We start from the raw sequence: 19,868 nt of genomic DNA, 5'->3' as shown, positions 1-19,868 counted from the left end.
AACTCAATTCATCCCAGGCAGCTGAACCTTGGGCTTCACGTCGTTCTGCACAACGGATGCCAAGGGTGCGACCACTCCCTGGCTCTTGAGCAATTCGCCCATGGTCGCCTTGATTCGATACTGAGTAAATAACTGAATGTTTTTGATTTCAGCCAGACGCCGCGAAGCGGTGAACAGCTCGTTTTCGCTGTCGAGCAAATCCAGCAGGGTCCGTTCGCCGAGGCTGAACTGGCGCTGGTAAGCAGTGCGCACCGAGGTGCTGTGATCAACGTACTGCTGAGCGATCGGCACCTGGGCGTTGGCGTTGTTCAGGGCGTTCCAGGCCAGGCCCAGCTCTTCATTCAATTGGCGCAAGGCGTTGTTGCGGATATCCAGCGCCTGGTTCGACAGGTAGGACTTGGATTCCAGATCCGCCTTGTTGCTGCCGCCCGAATACAGGTTGAAGCGCATGCGCAACATGGCCTGCCATTCGTTGTTGTGACCGTTCTGGCCGTCGAGGTCGTTGTCGGCAGTGCGGCCCAGCTCGGCGTCGAAGCGCGGGTAGAAGGTCGACTTGGCAGTCTCGTATTGCTTTTCAGCCGCGGCGATATCGGACTCGGCCGAACGCAGGATCGGGCTGTTTTCCAGCATCTGCTGGCGCGCTTCATTCAGGTTGGCCGGCATCATCGCCATGAACGGCGCCGGACGCTCCAACTGATCGGGCATCTGGCCGACAGCGCTGAGGAAGTTGGTTTCCGAGTCGGCGAGGTTGGTCTGCTCGGTGATCAGGTTGTTGCGGGCCTGGGCCATACGCGCTTCGGCCTGATCGAGGTCGGCCCCGCTGCCGACGCCGCGCTGGGTGCGCAGCTGGATCTGGTCGTAGATGCGTTGGTGACTTTTGAGGTTTTCTTCGGCCAGACGCACGAATTCGCGACGGGTCAGCACATCCAGATAAACCTGGGCCACGGTCAGCGCGGTGCGCTCGGAAGTGCCGAGCAGGGAATACGCGCGGGAGTTGACGGTGGCTTGTTGACGCCCGACTTCGCTGGACGTCGCAAAACCGTCAAAAACCATTTGCGACAGACGTAAACTTGACTCGCTGCGGTTCAGGGTTTCCCAGTGATTGCCGCCACCATTGGCACGGGTGGTCACGCTGTCGGTGCCTTCACGACCATAACCGCCCAGCAGATCGACCTTGGGCAGGTATCCACCTTTTGCAGCCTTTAATTGATAATCCGCGGCCAGCCGACTGTTGACCCCTGCCTGGATTTCCGGATGGGCATCCAGCGCCTGCTGCATGGCTTCTGGTAAGGATTGTGCTTGTACGAAAGAGGCGGCGAGAGCGAAGGGTAGAGCCTTGAACAGGTGCGAACGCATGGTAAAGATTTCCCAGAACTTCTTGTCTTGAATCACAGCAAATTGGTGAGCTGCGTCGGAAGATGGCAACCGGAATGACCGTATGTCGGAAAGTTTAAAACCGGAACTGGATCACACGCTGAAGGGCAGGTCGCCGCATAAATATCAATGTGACATTACTGGGACGATTGTTTAGGATGGCACCCAGAAGGTCAATAGTTTGGCATAAAGTTAATAGCGAAAGAATCTAGCCAAAATATTGACGAACAGCAGCGTCAACTTTGTTTCCTCTTTTTTTAAAAGTACGTCCAGACTGAATCGGCGCAGACAGCCATCAGGTCTATGGAAGTCAACTGAACGTGACACCCGGAGAGTCTTCAATGAGCAGTGTTGTTGCCATCGTCAAAAGCATTGTCGGTCAGGTTTTCGTGGTGTCCCCAGAGGGCGTCCGTCGCGTACTCGTTGAAGGCGACCGGCTGTTTGCCGGCGATCAGGTCGACACCGGCGTTTCCGGCGCCGTGTCCCTGGAACTGGCCGATGGCCGCACGATCGATCTGGGCCGTGACACTCAGTGGAGCGCCGATACCCCGGACTCCAGCACCGACCTGGCCGAAGCCACCGCGCAAGCCGCGCCGTCGGTAGAAGAGCTGCAACAAGCCATCGCCGCCGGTGTCGACCCGACTACCGCCCTTGAATCCACCGCAGCCGGCCCGACCGCCGCGGGGACTGGCGGTGCCGCCGGCGGCGGTCACAGCTTCGTGATGCTCGATGCGACCGCCGGCCGTGTCGACCCGACCATCGGTTTCCCCACTGCGGGCATCAACGCTGCCGGCCAGGCCGCGCAGAACATCACCGGCGGCCAGACCACCGACACCAACGCCAATGCCCTGCGCGAATCGACCCTGAGCCTCAGCGCCACGCCGAGCATCACCGAAGCCGGCGGCGTGCTGGTGTACACCGCAACGCTGACCCAGGCGCCGCTGACCGACCTGACCATCACCCTGTCCAACGGTGCGGTGATCGTGATTCCGGCCGGTTCCACCACCGGCACCGTCAACGTGCCCCTGGCGCCGAACGACACTGTTTATAACGACCCGACCCAGATCGACGTGACCGTCACCGGCACCACCGGCGGCAACGGCATCACCGTGACCCCGCCGACCACCCCGGCCACGACCCAGGTCACCGACACCATCGACACCACCACCGTCACTCTGACGGCGGGCCCAAGCGTGACCGAAGGCGGTCAGATCACCTACACCGCCACGCTGACCAACCCGGCGCAGACGCCGGTGACCGTCACGTTGTCCAACGGCTCGACCATCACTATCGGCGCCGGCCAGACCACCGGCACCGTCAACGTGCCGACCGCACCGAATGACGTCTATAACAACGGCAGCACCGTTACCACCACCATCACCGGTGCCACGGGCGGCAACTTCGAAAACCTGGTGCCGAACCCGACACCGGCGGTCACCAACATCGTCGATTCGGTCGACACCACCAATCTGACTCTGACCGCCACCGGCACCGTGGTCGAAGGTGGCCAGATCACCTACACCGCAACCCTGACCAACCCGGCGCAGACGCCGGTGACCGTCACCCTGTCGAACGGTTCGACCATCACTATCGGCGCCGGCCAGACCACCGGCAGCGTCAACGTGCCGACCGCACCGAATGACGTCTACAACAACGGCGGCACCGTCAGCACCACGATTACCGGCGCTACCGGCGGCAATTTCGAGAATCTGGTGCCGAACACGACGCCAGCGACTACTACCGTCACCGACTCCATCGACACCACCAACCTGTCGCTGAGCGCCACCGGTTCCGTGGCGGAAGGCGGTTCGATCGTCTACACCGCGACGCTGAGCAATCCTGCGGGTACGCCGGTGACCGTGACGTTGAGCAACGGCGCCGTCATCACCATTGACGCCGGTAAAACCATCGGCACCGTGACCGTTCCGGCGCCTGCCGATGACGTCTACAAAGACGCGGGCAAGGTCGAAGTCACCATCAAGGACGCCACCGGCGGCAACTTCGAGAATCTGGTGCCAAGCACTGTTCCCGCTGTCACCGAAGTGACTGACACCATCGACACGTCGACGGTCAAACTGACGGCTGATACTTCGGTTGCAGAAGGCGGCACCGTTACTTATACCGCTACGGTTGGCGCACCAGTCACCGGTTCGCCGGTGACTGTCACTTTGGCCAACGGCCAGACCATCACCATCGAAGTCGGTAAAACCACCGGCACCGTGACCACCACCGCGCCGAACGACGCATTGGCTGGCAATGCACCGCTGACCAACTCGATCACCGGCGTTTCCGGCGGCAATTACGAAAATCTGGTGGCCGACAAGACCCCGGTCTCGACCACGGTTACCGACGTTGCCGACACCACCAACCTGACCCTGAGCGCCACCGGCACTGTCGCCGAGGGCGGTTCGATTGTTTACACCGCGACGCTGACCAATCCTGCGGGCACCCCGGTGACCGTGACGTTGAGCAACGGCTCCGTCATCACCATCGAAGCGGGTAAAACCACTGGCACCGTGACCGTTCCGGCGCCTGCCGATGACGTCTATAAAGACGCCGGCAAAGTCGAAGTGACCATCAAGGACGCCACCGGCGGCAACTTCGAGAACCTGGTGCCAAGCACCGTTCCGGCTGTCACTGAAGTCACCGACACCATCGACACCACCACGGTCAAACTGACCGCGACAGAGTCAGCGGCCGAGGGCGGCACCGTTACTTACACCGCGACAGTTGGAGCGCCCGTAACTGGCTCGCCGGTCACCGTGACCCTGGCCAACGGCCAGAGCATCACGATTGAAGTGGGCAAGACCACCGGCACCGTCACCACCACCGCACCGAACGACGCATTGGCCGGCAACGCACCGCTGACCAACGCGATCACCGGCGTGAGCGGCGGCAACTACGAGAATCTGGTCGCCGACAAAACCCCGGTCAGCACCACCGTGACCGACACCGTCGACACCACCAACCTGACCCTGAGCGCCACCGATTCCGTGGCCGAGGGCGGCTCGATCATCTACACCGCGAGCCTGACCAATCCGGCCGGCACGCCGGTGACCGTGACCTTGAGCAACGGCGCGGTCATCACCATCGAAGCCGGCAAGACCACCGGCACCGTGACCGTTCCAGCGCCTGCCGATGACGTCTACAAGGATGCCGGCAAAGTCGAAGCGACCATCACCGGCGCAACCGGTGGCAACTTCGAAAACCTGGTGCCAAGCACTGTGCCGGCCGTGACCCAGGTCACCGATACCATCGACACCTCGACCGTCAAACTGACCGCGACCGAGTCGGCGGCGGAAGGCGGTACCGTTACTTACACCGCGACGGTGGGCGCCCCGGTAACCGGCTCGCCTGTGGTTGTGACCCTGGCCAACGGTCAGGCGATCACCATCGAAGTCGGCAAAACCACCGGCACCGTGACTGCCACGGCGCCGAACGACGTACTGGCCGGCCATGCACCGCTGACCAACTCGATCACCAACGTCAGCGGCGGCAACTACGAAAACCTCGTGGCCGACAAAACCCCGGTCAGCACCACCATCACCGATACCGTCGACACCACCACCGTATCGCTGACCGCCACCGGCAACGTCAACGAGGGCGGGCAGATCGTCTACACCGCGACCCTGACCAATCCGGCCGGCACCCCGGTGACCGTGACGTTGAGCAACGGCTCCGTCATCACCATCGAAGCCGGCAAAACCACCGGCACCGTGACCGTTCCAGCCCCGGCCGATGACGTCTATAAAGACGCCGGCAAAGTCGAAGTGACCATCAAGGATACTTCCGGCGGCAATTTCGAAAACCTGGTGGCCAACCCGACGCCAGCGGTGACCAACGTCGCCGACACCATCAACACCACGCACCTGACCCTCAGTGCCGAAAGCTATGTGCTCGAAGGCACGTCGATCACTTACACCGCAACGCTGACCAACGCCGCGCAGACGCCGGTAACCGTCAACCTGAGCAACGGCCAGACCATCGTTATCGAGGCCGGCAAGACCAGCGGTTCGGTGACCATCCCGGCGCCGAGCGATGACGTCTACAAGGATGTCAGCAAGCTCACCGTGACCATGACCGATGCCAGCGGCGGCAACTTCGAGAAGCTCGACGTCAGCAAGACGCCAGTCAGCACCACGGTCAACGACACCATCGACAAGACCACGCTGACCCTGAGCGCCAGTGACACCGTCAGCGAAGGTGGCCAGATCACCTACACCGCGACCCTGAGCAACCCGGCCGGCACCGCCATGACCGTGACCCTGGCCAACGGCGCGGTCATCAACATCGCCGCCGGTGCCACCAGCGGTTCGGTGAACTTCCCTGCGCCGGCCAACACGCCTTACATCGATGGCGGCAAGGTACAGACCGCGATTGCCAGCCACAGCGGCGGCAACTTCGAACAGGTCGATGCCAACCGTTCGGCTGTGGTGACCAAGGTCACCGACACCGTCGACACCACCAACATCAGCCTGAGCGCCACCGGTTCGGTCGCCGAGGGCGGTTCGATCGTCTACACCGCGACCCTGACCAACCCGGCCGGCACGGCCATGACCGTGACCCTGAGCAACGGCGCGGTGATCAACATCGCCAAAGGCGCGAGCACCGGCACCATCACCGTCGCCGCACCGAGCGACGACGTGTACAAGGACGCCGGCAAAGTCGACGCCAGCATCACCAAGACCACCGGCGGCAACTTTGAAAACCTGGTGGTCGACAAGACCCCGGCGGTGACCGACGTCACCGACACCATCGATACCAGCACCGTTTCCCTGAGCGCCACGGCCAGCACCGTTGAAGGCGGCGTGGTGGTTTACACCGCCTCCGTCACCGCACCGGTGACCGGTTCGCCGGTGGTCGTGACCCTGTCCAACGGCCAGACCATCACCATCCCGGTCGGCGCCAGCAGCGCCAGCGTCAACTACACCGCGCCGAACGATGCACTGGCCGGCGGCAACACGCTGAGCGTGAAAATCGACGGCACCAGCGGCGGCAATTACGAAAATCTGGTCGCCGACAAGACGCCGGCCGTGACGTCAGTCACCGACACCGTCGACACCACCAACCTGACCTTGAGCGCTACTGGTTCCGTGGCTGAAGGTGGTTCGATCGTTTACACCGCCACGCTGACCAATCCGGCTGGCACGCCAGTGACCGTGACCCTGAGCAACGGCTCGGTGATCACCATCGAAGCCGGTAAAACCACCGGCACCGTGACCGTTCCTGCGCCGGCCGATGACGTTTACAAAGACGCCGGCAAGGTCGAAGTGACCATCAAGGACGCAACTGGCGGCAACTTCGAGAACCTGGTGCCAAGCACCGTTCCGGCCGTGACCGAAGTCACCGACACCATCGACACCTCGACCGTCAAACTGACCGCGACCGAGTCGGCTGCTGAAGGCGGCACCGTCACTTACACCGCCACCGTTGGCGCCCCGGTAACCGGTTCGCCTGTGACCGTGACCCTGTCCAACGGACAGTCGATCACCATTGAAGTGGGTAAAACCACGGGTACCGTGACCACCACCGCGCCGAACGACGCGCTGAACGGTCACACCCCGCTGACCAACTCGATTACTGGCGTGTCTGGCGGCAACTACGAAAACCTCGTGGCCGACAAAACCCCGGTCAGCACCACCGTGACCGACACCATCGACACCACCAACCTGACCCTGAGCGCCACGCCGGAAGTCAACGAAGGTGGTCAGATCACCTACACCGCGACCCTGACCAACGCCGCCGGCACTCCGGTGACCGTGACGTTGAGCAACGGCGCCGTGATCACCATCGAGGCCGGCAAAACCTCCGGCACTGTGACCGTCGATGCACCGAAGGACGACGTCTACAAGGATGCCGGCAAAGTCGAGACGACCATTTCGACCACCACCGGTGGCAACTTCGAAAACCTGGTCACCAGCACCGCCCCGGCGGTCACCACCGTCAATGACACCATCGACACGTCCACCGTGTCGCTGACCGCCACCGCCAACGTCGCCGAAGGCGAAACCGTGGTCTACACCGCGACCGTGACGGCGCCAGTGACCGGCTCGCCGGTCGTCGTGACCCTGTCCAACGGCCAGACCATCACCATCGCCGTCGGCGAGACCACCGGCACCGTGAACTTCGTCGCGCCGAACAGCCCGCTGGCGGGCGGCAGCTCGCTGAGCGTGACCATCGACAAGGCCACCGGTGGCAATTACGAAAACCTGGCGGTCGACAGCAAACCGGCAAATACCTCGGTTTCGGACACTGTCGACACGACCAACCTGAACCTGACGGCCACCGATTCGGTGGCCGAGGGCGGTTCAATCACTTACACCGCGACCCTGACCAACCCGGCAGGTACGCCGGTGACCGTGACCCTGTCGAACGGCGCTGTCATTACCATCGAGGCCGGTAAAACCACCGGCACCGTGACCGTCGATGCGCCGAAGGACGACGTCTACAAAGACGCCGGCAAAGTCGAGGCGACCATTTCAACCGCTACTGGCGGTGGTTTCGAGAACCTGGTGCCGAGCACCGTTCCGGCCGTGACCAACGTCACCGATACCATCGACACCACCACGGTCAAACTGACCGCGACCGAATCGGCAGCTGAAGGCGGCACCGTTACCTATACCGCCACCGTTGGTGCCCCGGTAACCGGCTCGCCTGTGACCGTGACCCTGGCCAATGGTCAGTCGATCACCATCGAAGTGGGCAAAACCACCGGCACCACCACCACCACAGCGCCGAACGATGCGCTCAACGGCCATGCGCCGCTGACCAACGCGATCACTGGGGTGACTGGCGGTAACTACGAAAACCTCGTGGCCGACAAGACCCCGGTTTCGACCACCGTCACGGATACCGTCGACACCACCAACCTGACCCTGAGCGCAACGGGCTCGGTGGCCGAGGGTGGTTCGATCGTTTACACCGCGACCCTGACCAACCCGGCCGGCACTCCGGTGACCGTGACCCTGTCGAACGGCGCTGTCATCACCATCGAGGCCGGCAAAACCTCCGGCACCGTGACCGTCGATGCGCCGAAGGACGACGTCTACAAAGACGCCGGCAAAGTTGAGGCAACCATTTCGACCGCCACCGGCGGCAACTTCGAGAACCTGGTGCCGAGCACCGTTCCGGCCGTGACCGAAGTCACCGACACCATCGATACCACTACGGTGAAACTGACCGCGACTGAATCGGCAGCTGAAGGTGGCACCGTCACTTACACCGCGACCGTGGGCGCACCTGTGACCGGTTCGCCAGTCACCGTGACGCTGTCCAACGGTCAGTCGATCACCATCGAGGTGGGCAAGACCACCGGCACCGTGACCACCACTGCGCCAAACGATGCGCTCAACGGCCACACGCCGCTGACCAATGCGATCACTGGCGTGAGCGGCGGCAATTACGAAAATCTGGTCGCTGACAAAACCCCGGTCAGCACTACCGTGACCGACACCGTCGACACCACTAATCTGTCGCTGAGCGCGACCGACAGCGTGGCCGAAGGTGGCTCGATCGTTTACACCGCGACCCTGACCAACCCGGCCGGCACCCCGCTGACCGTGACCCTGTCGAACGGCGCTGTCATCACCATCGAGGCCGGCAAAACCACCGGCACCGTGACCGTCGCCGCGCCAACCGATGACGTCTACAAAGACGCCGGCAAGGTCGAAGTGACCATCAAGGACGCAACCGGTGGCAACTTCGAGAACCTGGTTCCGAGCACCGTTCCAGCCGTAACGGAAGTCACCGACACCATCGACACGACGACCGTGAAGCTGACCGCTTCCGAAACGGCCACTGAAGGTGGCACCGTTACTTACACCGCGACTGTTGGCGCGCCAGTGACCGGTTCGCCTGTGACCGTAACCCTGGCCAATGGTCAGTCGATCACCATCGAAGTCGGCAAAACCTCTGGCACTGTCACCACCACCGCGCCGAACGATGCGCTCAACGGCCATGCGCCGCTGACCAACGCGATCACTGGCGTGTCTGGCGGCAACTACGAAAACCTTGTAGCCGACAAGACCCCGGTTTCGACCACCGTCACTGACACCGTCGACACCACCAATCTGACCCTCAGCGCCACCAACTCGGTGGCCGAAGGCGGTTCGATCACTTACACCGCCACCCTGACTAACGCTGCGGGCACCCCCGTGACCGTGACCTTGTCGAACGGCGCCGTGATCACCATCGAGGCCGGCAAAACCACGGGCACCGTGACCGTCGATGCACCGAAAGACGACGTCTACAAAGACGCCGGCAAAGTCGAAGCAACCATTTCGACCGCCACCGGTGGCAACTTCGAGAACCTTGTTCCGAGCACTGTTCCGGCCGTGACCCAGGTCACCGACACCATCGACACCACCACGGTCAAACTGACTGCGACCGAGTCGGCGGCTGAGGGCGGCACCGTTACTTACACCGCCACCGTTGGCGCCCCGGTAACCGGTTCGCCTGTGACCGTGACCCTGGCCAACGGTCAGTCGATCACCATCGAAGTCGGCAAGACCACCGGTACCGTCACCACCACCGCGCCGAACGACGCGCTGAACGGTCACACCCCGCTGACCAACTCGATTACTGGCGTGTCTGGCGGCAACTACGAAAACCTCGTGGCCGACAAAACCCCGGTCAGCACCACCGTGACCGACACCATCGACACCACCAACCTGACCCTGAGCGCCACGCCGGAAGTCAACGAAGGTGGTCAGATCACCTACACCGCGACCCTGACCAACGCCGCCGGGACTCCGGTGACCGTGACCTTGAGCAACGGCGCAGTGATCACCATCGAGGCCGGTAAAACCTCCGGCACCGTGACCGTCGATGCACCGAAGGACGACGTCTACAAGGACGCCGGCAAAGTCGAGACGACCATTTCGACCACCACCGGTGGCAACTTCGAGAACCTTGTTCCGAGCACTGTTCCGGCCGTGACCCAGGTCACCGATACCATCGACACCACCACGGTGAAACTCACCGCCACCGAGTCGGCGGCTGAAGGCGGCACTGTCACTTACACCGCCACCGTGGGCGCTCCTGTGACTGGCTCGCCAGTGACCGTGAACCTGTCGAACGGCCAGAGCATTACCATCGAAGTCGGCAAAACCACCGGCACCGTCACCACCACCGCGCCGAACGACGTGCTGACCGGTCATGCGCCACTGACCAACGCAATCACCGGCGTGAGCGGCGGTAACTACGAAAATCTGGTGGCTGATAAAACCCCGGTTTCGACTACCGTCACCGACACCGTCGACACCACCAACCTGTCGCTCAGCGCGACTGGCACCGTGGCCGAAGGTGGTTCGATCACCTACACCGCGACACTGACCAACGCTGCTGGCTCGCCAGTGACCGTGACCTTGTCGAACGGCGCCGTGATCACCATCGAAGCGGGTAAAACCACCGGCACCGTGACCGTTCCAGCGCCAGCCGATGACGTCTACAAGGACGCCGGCAACGTACAGGCAACGATCACCAACGCCAGCGGTGGCAACTTCGAGAACCTGGTCACCAGCACCACGCCAGCCGTGACCAGCGTCACCGATACCATCGACACCACTACCGTGAAGCTGACCGCAACTGCGACGGCGGCCGAGGGTGGCAACGTTGTCTACACCGCCACTGTTGGCGCTCCGGTGACTGGCTCGCCAGTGACGGTAACCCTGTCGAATGGTCAATCGATCACCATCGAAGTCGGCAAGACCAGCGGCACCGTGACCACCACCGCGCCTAACGACGTGTTGAATGGTCATGCACCACTGACCAACGCGATCACCGGCGTGAGCGGCGGTAACTACGAGAATCTGGTGGCCGACAAGACCCCGGTCAGCACCACCGTGACCGACACCGTCGACACTACCAACCTGTCCCTGAGCGCCACCAACTCGGTCGCCGAGGGTGGTTCGATCACTTACACCGCAACCCTGACCAATGCTGCGGGCACTCCGGTGACCGTGACCTTGAGCAACGGCGCCGTGATCACCATCGAAGCCGGCAAAACCACCGGCACTGTGACCGTTCCTGCACCAGCTGATGACGTCTACAAAGACGCCGGCAACGTACAGGCCACGATCACCAACGCCACCGGTGGCAACTTCGAGAACCTGGTGACCAGCAACACACCTGCCGTGACCAGCGTCACCGACACCATCGACACCACCACCGTGAAGCTGACCGCAACCGCAACAGCGGCCGAGGGTGGCACCGTCACCTACACCGCCACCGTGGGTGCGCCGGTGACTGGCTCGCCGGTAACCGTGAATCTGGCCAACGGTCAGTCGATCACCATCGAAGTCGGCAAAACCACCGGCACCGTGACCACCACCGCGCCGAACGACGCGTTGACCGGCCACACACCGCTGACCAACTCGATCACCAACGTTTCTGGCGGCAACTACGAAAACCTCGTGGCCGACAAGACGCCGGTCTCGACCACCGTCACCGACACCATCGACACCACCAACCTGTCGCTCAGCGCGACCGGCACCGTGGCCGAAGGTGGCTCGATCACTTACACCGCGACTCTGACCAACGCCGCTGGCTCGCCAGTGACCGTGACCCTGAGCAACGGTTCGGTGATCACCATCGAAGCCGGCAAAACCACCGGCACCGTGACCGTTCCTGCGCCAGCCGATGACGTCTACAAAGACGCCGGCAACGTGCAGGCGACGATCAAGTCCGCCACCGGCGGCAACTTCGAGAACCTGGTCACCAGCACCACGCCAGCCGTAACCAGCGTTACCGACACCATCGACACCACCACCGTGAAGCTGACCGCGACCACGACGGCGGCCGAAGGTGGCAACGTGGTCTACACCGCGACCGTCGGCGCACCAGTGACTGGCTCGCCAGTGACCGTGACCCTGGCCAACGGTCAGTCGATCACCATCGAAGTCGGCAAAACCACCGGCAGTGTGACCACCACCGCGCCGAACGACGTGTTGAATGGTCATGCGCCACTGACCAACGCGATCACCGGCGTAAGCGGCGGCAACTACGAGAATCTGGTGGCAGACAAGACCCCGGTCAGCACCACCGTCACCGACACCGTCGACACCACCAACCTGTCCCTCAGCGCGACCAGCACCGTGGCCGAGGGTGGCTCGATCACCTACACCGCAACCCTGACCAACGCCGCTGGCTCGCCAGTGACCGTCACCCTGAGCAACGGTTCGGTGATCACCATCGAAGCCGGCAAAACCACCGGCACCGTGACCGTTCCTGCGCCAGCCGATGACGTCTACAAAGACGCCGGCAACGTACAGGCCACGATCACCAACGCTACCGGCGGCAATTTCGAAAACCTGGTCACCAGCACCACACCAGCAGTGACCAGCGTCACCGACACCATCGACACCACCACCGTCAGCATCACCGGCAGCACCTCGGTGACCGAAGGCCAGACCGCAACCTACACCGTCAGCCTGACCAACCCGGCGCAAACCGAAGTCACCCTGAAAATCGTCTACAGCGGCACCGCCGCCGACGGTTCGGACTTCACCGGCGTGTACACCGTGAAGATTCCGGCCGGTGCCAGCAGCGCGCAGTTCAACGTCGCGACCATCGATGACAAGATCACCGAAGGCACCGAAAACTTCGTGGTCAAGATCGACTCGGCCACCGGTGGCAACTTCGAAAACCTGGCGGTCAGCAGCACCAATGGCAGCGTCAGCACCTCGATCATCGACAACGATGCACCGCCGGTCATCGACCTCGACGCCAACAACTCAAGCGGTGCAACGGGTGCCGACTACAAGGTGACCTTCACCGAGAACACCCCGGGCGCAGGTGTGTCGATTGCCGACACCGACATCAAGATCACCGACCCGGACAGCACGATGCTGACCGGCGCCACCGTCGTGCTGACCAACCGTCAGGACGGCGATGCGCTGAACCTGGGCAACAGCGTCAACGGCATCACCATCAACGCCAACAGCACCAACGGCACCGTCACCCTGACCCTGTCGGGCAACGCGACGCTCGCCGACTACATGCAGGCCATCAAGAACATCAGCTTCACCAACAGCAGTGAAGACCCGAGCACCGTGCCGCGGATCATCACCGTGACCGTGACCGATGGCGGCAACTACTCCAACACCGCGACCACCACGGTCAACGTAGTGGCGGTCAACGATGCGCCGGTCGCTGCACCGGTCAACGTCACCGGCACCGAAGACACCCCGCTGGTTCTCGGCTGGTCGACCTTCGGCGTCAGCGACGTCGACAGCCCGGCCAGCAGCCTGGGCGTGAAAATCACCCAGCTGCCGGGCGAAGGCAAACTGCAGTATCTGGACGGTTCGACCTGGAAAGACGTCGCCACCAACCAGACTTTCAGCAAGGCCGATATCGACGCTGGCAAGTTGCGCTTCCTGCCGGATGCCAACGAGTCGGGTGTGAACGGTTACGGTGGCACTGGCGTTGGTAACAATCAGGCCGACTACGCGCAGATCAAATTCCAGCCAACCGACGGCCAGTTGCTGGGCAACACTGGCACCATCAAGATCGATATCACGCCGGTGGCGGATGCGCCGACCCTGTCGGTGGCCGACAACAGCGTGAAGTCCACCGGGCTGATCAAGGAAGTCTGGACCGGTCTCTCGGGCCTGGGCACTGACGGCAGCGGCGCCAACTCGACCACCCTGAAAAACGTGATCGACGGCGCGGGCAAGCCGAACACCAGCGGCACCGTGAACAACGTGCAGTCCGACGGCAGCGTGACCGCCGGCACTGCGTCGAAAACCTCGGGCCTGATTTATCTGGAAGCCGGCAAGACCTACACCTTCAGCGGCACCGGTGACGACAGCCTGCTGGTGACCATCGGCGGCAAGAACGTGGCCTCGACCACGTGGGGCGCGGGTGGCAACCTCAACGGTTCGTTCACCCCGACCACCAGCGGCTACTACACCCTGGACATCTACCACCACAACCAGAGCGGCCCGGGCAGCTACGACGTCAACCTGTCGGTCAACGGCAGCACGCCGATCGACCTGAGCAGTGCCGGCGTGCCGATCTATACCGGCGTGCAGGATCTGGTGAATGCCGGCGTAACCGTCTCCGATCTGCACGGCAGCAACGGCGAAGGCTATTACGACGGCTACAAGCTCAACACCGGCGCCGAAGGCACCACCGTGAAACTGTCGTCGATCAGCACCGCGCTGACCGATACCGACGGTTCGGAAACCCTGAGCATCAAGATCAGCGGCGCACCGGTCGGTTCGGTGCTCAGCGATGGCGCAGGCCACAGCTTCACCGTGACCGCCACCAGCGGCGACGCCAACGTCACCGGCTGGAACCTCGGCACCCTGACCGTGACCCCGCCGACCTACTACAACGGCCAGTTCAACCTGACCGTGACCTCGACCTCAACCGAACAGGTCGGCGGCTCGGCCAGCACCACTGCGACCATCCCGGTCACCGTGGTGCCGGCGGTATATAACGCGGTGGTCGCCACCTCGGCGGACGACACCGTCACCGGCACCGACGGCAACGACATCATCGTCGCCGACATCGGCGGCCTGACCGTGGTGCCGGGCACCAACTACAACATCGCGTTCATGGTCGACAGCTCGGGCAGTATGAGCGCCTCGTCGATCAACGCCGCCAAGGACTCGCTGACGTCGGTGTTCAACACCCTCAAACAGAGCCTGGGCAGCAACTCGGGCACGGTGAACATCTTCCTGGTGGACTTCGACACCCAGGTCAACAAGTCGGTGTCGGTGAACCTCAACGACCCGAACGCGCTGACCTTGCTCAAGGCCGTGCTGGACTCGATGTCGTCCGGCGGCGGTACCAACTACGAAGACGTGTTCAAGACCACCGCGAACTTCTTCCAGAGCGCTGAAGCGGTGGCCAACACCGGGGCGAAGAACCTTACGTACTTCATCACCGACGGCCAGCCGACCTACTACCAGAGCGGCGAGCAGACCAACCCGACGCTGTACGGCAACGTGAAGCTCGACGACGTGGTGAAAACCAGCAACTACAAGCTGGGCAACAGCTTTGCGACTTACATCGACAGCACCCACTACCTGAGCATCAACACCTCCGGCGAGGTCGTGTTGCAGACGTACAAGAATGGCTACTGGAACTGGAACAGTCTGGGCACCATTCATGCTCAGGGTGACGGCACCTACGAGATCTCGAGCCTGGCCGGCAGCGGCAGCAGCACCTCGTCGTACACCACCGACAACTCCGCCGCCGGCTTCGCACTGCTGAGCGGTCTGTCGAACGTCGAAGCGATCGGCCTCAATAACGGCGTCAGCCTCAGCGATTTGAAACCGTACGATTCGGACAAGACGCCGCAGACCAACATCGATCCGAAGGACCTGGCCAACTCGATCATCGGCCACACCGAAGCGACGATGCCGGGCAACGACACCGTCAGCGGTGGCGACGGCAACGACATCCTGTTCGGCGACCTGGTGAGCTTCAACGGCATTGCCGGCGAGGGTTATCAGGCAATGCAGGCGTTCGTGGCCAAGGAAACCGGGGTCGACGTCAGCAAAGTCACCACCAGCAACGTGCACCAGTACATCACCGAGCACTATCAGGCGTTCGATGTGTCCGGTGCCCACGACGGCAACGACACGCTGCTGGGCGGCGCGGGCAATGACATTCTGTTCGGCTCGGGCGGCAACGACCTGCTCGACGGTGGCAAGGGCAATGACATCCTGCTCGGCGGCACCGGCAACGACACGCTGATCGGCGGTCAGGGCAACGACATCCTGATCGGTGGTTCCGGTGCCGACACCTTCGTCTGGAAGGCAGGCGACACCGGCAACGACGTGATCAAGGACTTCAAGGCCAGCGAAGGCGACCGCATCGACCTGCGTGACCTGTTGCAGGGCGAGACCGGCAGCACCATCGACAACTTCCTGAAGATCACCACGGTCGACGGCGTGTCGTCGCTGCAAGTCAGCTCGGGCGGCAAGTTCAACTCGGGCGATGCCGCAGCCGCCACCCCGGACGTGACGATCAAACTGGAAGGCAACAACTGGTCCACGGCCAATATTCACAATCTGATTGCCGGCAGCGATCCGACCATCAAGGTCGACCACAACAACAGCTGATGCGTGAACAACGGCCGCCCCACTGGGGCGGCCGTCACGTTTGCAGCGCTTGAACCGGTGACGATTTCGTCGGCGCACCGCATACTCGCGCGCAGTTGGCTATGCTGCTGACAGCATGACGCTGGTCCATTTCCGAGGGATGCTCAATGTTTTACGTGCAACGCGATGCGCAGGGTCAGTTGATTCGCGTGGAAGCTGCGGCCTACGCCGAGGCCACGGAAACGCTGCCGGCCGACCACCACGAAATCCAGGCCTGGTACGCCAACGAGGCCGTGGAGAACAGCCTCAAACAGCTCAAGCAGAGCGACCTGGAAATGATCCGGGTACTCGACGACCTGATTCAGGTGCTGACCCAAAAAGGCGTGATCCGCGTCACCGACCTGCCAGCGGCGGCCCAGGCCAAGTTGATGGACCGGACCCAGGCGCGGGAAGCGCTGGGCGGGTTGAGTCAGTTGATCGATGAGGATGAGGGCGGGTTGATCTAATCCAGGATCTTCGATGAAGTTTGATCGTTCCCACGCTCTGCGTGGGAATGCCGCCCGTGACGCTCCGCGTCACAACGGTGTCTGACGCGACACCGACGGTGTGACTGGAACGCAGAGCGTCCCTTTATGCATTCCCACGCAGAGCGTGGGAACGATCAGTCAGCCCCAGAGTTTCGGCTCACCGAACAGTTGCCCCTGAACCCCATACAACCCCATCTCGCGAATCACCGACAATTCCCCTTCCGTCTCGACCCGCTCGGCAATCAGCGGCAGATCGATGCTGTGCGCCGCACGCTGGATCGCTTCGATGAACAGACGCTTGTCGCTTTCCTGATCGATCGCCCGGATGTAGCTGCCATCGATCTTCAGGTACGCCAGCCCCAGCCGCGCCAGGTTGCCGATCATGCTGAAACGCCCGCCGAAGCGCTGCAGGCTCAGGGAGAAACCGAGTTCACGCAGGCGCCGGGTCAATTGTTCCAGCACCGCTTGCTCCGGCAATTGCTCCTCGCCGATTTCCAGGGTCAGGCGCGCACCGAGGTTGGAATGCGCCCGCAGAATCTCGAACACTTTGTTCAACGCCTGCGGATCGGCGAGGGTCGCCGATGACAGGTTCAGCGCCAGGGACTCTTCATGACCGGCCATCTGTTCCAGCACCTGCTCGAGCATCAACCGGTCCAGTCGCGCGGTCCAGCCGAAGCGCTCCAGCCACGGCAGGAAGCGTCCGGCGGGAATGGTCTGGCCCTGATCGTCGAGCAAGCGTGACAGCACCTTGTAATGCAGCACCAGTTGCGTGTCCTGCGCCGCCACCACCGGCTGGAAGAACAGCTCGAAACGCCGCTGATTCAACGCCTGATCGAGCAGGCGATGCCAGGCGTGGTGATCGTCGCCGACCTCCGCCACCAGGCTCTGATCGAGGCACGCCCAGTTCTGCTCGCCCTGCCCTTCGGCCTGGGCCAGCGCCTGATCGCCGAGGCTGAGGACCGCTTGCGGCGAATCGCCGTGAGCGAACGGTGCCAGGCCGATAGAAGCCACGGCGGGCACGTCGGTGGCGCCTGTCGCGTGCAGGCTGCTCAGGGCACTGTCGAGGCTCTGCGCCAGTTGCAGCGCTTCTTCACGGGTCAACCCCGGCGCCAGCACGGCGAATTCACCGCCGCGAATCCGGGTGACGAGGTTCTGGGTTTCCGGGTATTTGGCGCACTCGCGGGACAGTTGCTCGCCGACCGCTTTCAACAATTCATCGGTGCGCTGACCGCCGAGGCGCTGGTTGAGACCGGCCAGATCCTTGACCCGCAACAGCAGCAGATAACCGGAACTGGCCTGCTCCGGGTTGCTCACCCGCGCATTCAGCTGCATCTCGAAATAACGCCGGTTGGCCAGCCCCGTGAGGTTGTCCTGATAGGACTCGGTGCGCAGTTTTTCACTGCGCTCGGCCTGCTCCTGGAACAGCGCCTTGAGCTTCTCGACCATCTGGTTCATCGCCAGCACCACGCGGCGCAATTCAGGCGTGCGCGGCAGATCCGGCAGACTCAGGAACTCACGACGGGCGATGGCGTGGGATTGCTTGACCATGTAATCCAACGGCTTCAGTTGCCGGCGCAGCAACAGCGCACCCAGCACCGCACTCACCGCCCCGCAGACCAGCAACCAGCCAAGGCTGCCGAGCGCGCTCTGCCAGAGCTTGGCCAGGGCGAACATCGGGTGGCTGACCACCTCGACCCGCGCCGCCTGCTCCCAGCCACGGCTGACCAGCGCATCGCCACCGGCCGGTTCCAGGCCGATCAGTCTGACGAACCAGTCCGGCACGTTGGTGACCGCCGGAATGCCGTTGCGCTCGACAATGGTCTGGTCGGTCTTCAGATCGACCACGCGGATGCTCGAGTAATAACCGCTGTCGAAGATCGAGCTGACCAGCAACTCGACCATCGCCGGGTCATCGATGTTCGGCGTCAACGACAGCGCCAGCGCCGTGGCCGCATCCTGGGCGTGGGAGCGCAACTGGTTGACGTACTGGGTGCGCGAGCTCTCCAGACTGACCATGAAGCTGCCGGTGAAGGCAACCACCAGGAACAGACAGATAGCGATCAACAGCTGTTTGAACAAAGACATCTGAGCGCGTGCTCCTAGTTAGTCGTCTCGACCGGAAATCCTTCGGCCTGCATTTTCTTCAACACATCCTGCCAGCGTGACAGGCGTTTGGTGTCACCGACCTTCTTGTTGCCCTTGGCGCCCGGCAGGTACAGCCCTTCGGCATTGAAAGAGTAGACCGGCAGCAAATCGGTTCGCTCGGCGGCCGGCTTGATCGGGTCGATCAGGCTGTCGAGCACCAGCGGCATGGCGTCAGGGCTGGAATAGTAAGTCAGGACCATGTGCGCGCGGTTCTGGCGCAGGGCCTTGACGTAGGTGATGCGCAACTTGTCACTGGCCACACCGAGGTGGCGCAGGCTGAAATACTTGGCGATCGCATAGTCTTCGCAGTCGCCGGCGCCTTTCCACAAGGCTTCGATGGGGGTTTCCCAATAGTCGACCTCGTGCCACAGATCGATGTCTTCGACGTAGCGCATCTGTTTGTTGAAAAACAGGTTCACCACTTTGAGCTTTTCCATCTCGCTGACCTGCTTCTGCGTGGCCAGCAGATTCTGCCAGGCATCGATCCGCTGTTGCCCGGCGCCCAATGGCCCGTACAGTGCCGTGGCCTTGCGGCTGATCGCGGAAAAATCCCAATCGGCATGCAGACCGCCCAGCATGATGCCGGCCAGCAGCAGCGCGCCGGCAAGCCAGCGCGCAATCCGTGGGATCACGTAACGTACCGCCAATGCAAGGCATCCAGGGCAGAGAGGAAAGCGCTTGATGGTGAAGGTTAGCCCAGCAAAAAACAATGGCACCATGAGATCATCGCTGCCGCGCTAAACTTCAGATGTGACAGGGTTCTTCTACA

The 19,868-nt window shown here is 62.5% G+C and carries 5 protein-coding genes; 2 read left to right on the top strand and 3 right to left on the bottom strand.

What is annotated here, in order from left to right; genetic code table 11:
* Window positions 1-3 precede the first annotated feature (3 nt).
* Window positions 4-1,356, bottom strand: coding sequence for a TolC family outer membrane protein (locus ACEN93_RS17620; RefSeq protein WP_495610317.1), 1,353 nt, complete (start codon window positions 1,354-1,356; stop codon window positions 4-6).
* 359 nt (window positions 1,357-1,715) lie between these two features.
* Between ACEN93_RS17620 and ACEN93_RS17615 the strand changes: the two genes are divergently transcribed.
* Window positions 1,716-16,448, top strand: coding sequence for a retention module-containing protein (locus ACEN93_RS17615; protein WP_495610316.1), 14,733 nt, complete (start codon window positions 1,716-1,718; stop codon window positions 16,446-16,448).
* Between the two features lie 146 nt (window positions 16,449-16,594).
* Entirely contained in the window at window positions 16,595-16,933 is a 339-nt protein-coding gene (locus tag ACEN93_RS17610) for a tryptophan synthase subunit beta (RefSeq protein ID WP_085613332.1), read from the top strand.
* Between the two features lie 159 nt (window positions 16,934-17,092).
* Here ACEN93_RS17610 and lapD read toward each other — a convergent pair whose 3' ends face one another.
* A complete protein-coding gene (gene lapD / locus ACEN93_RS17605; protein ID WP_490841127.1) occupies window positions 17,093-19,039 on the bottom strand; it encodes a cyclic di-GMP receptor LapD in 1,947 nt (648 codons plus the stop codon).
* A 14-nt stretch (window positions 19,040-19,053) separates the two neighbouring features.
* On the bottom strand, window positions 19,054-19,746 hold the full coding sequence (lapG, locus tag ACEN93_RS17600) for a cysteine protease LapG (RefSeq protein WP_039773040.1): 693 nt from the start codon (window positions 19,744-19,746) through the stop codon (window positions 19,054-19,056).
* Window positions 19,747-19,868: the final 122 nt, after the last annotated feature.

The sequence above is a fragment of the Pseudomonas sp. Pseusp21 genome (assembly GCF_059492145.1).
Note: the sequence above shows the minus strand (reverse complement) of the source record. Positions and strands in the feature narration are given on the sequence as shown.

What these genes read in the sequence shown, in the direction of transcription:
- ACEN93_RS17620 (WP_495610317.1), bottom strand. Translation starts at nt 1,356, where the DNA reads ATGCGTTCGCACCTGTTCAAGGCTCTACCCTTCGCTCTCGCCGCCTCT.
- ACEN93_RS17615 (WP_495610316.1), top strand. Translation starts at nt 1,716, where the DNA reads ATGAGCAGTGTTGTTGCCATCGTCAAAAGCATTGTCGGTCAGGTTTTC.
- ACEN93_RS17610 (WP_085613332.1), top strand. Translation starts at nt 16,595, where the DNA reads ATGTTTTACGTGCAACGCGATGCGCAGGGTCAGTTGATTCGCGTGGAA.
- lapD (WP_490841127.1), bottom strand. Translation starts at nt 19,039, where the DNA reads ATGTCTTTGTTCAAACAGCTGTTGATCGCTATCTGTCTGTTCCTGGTG.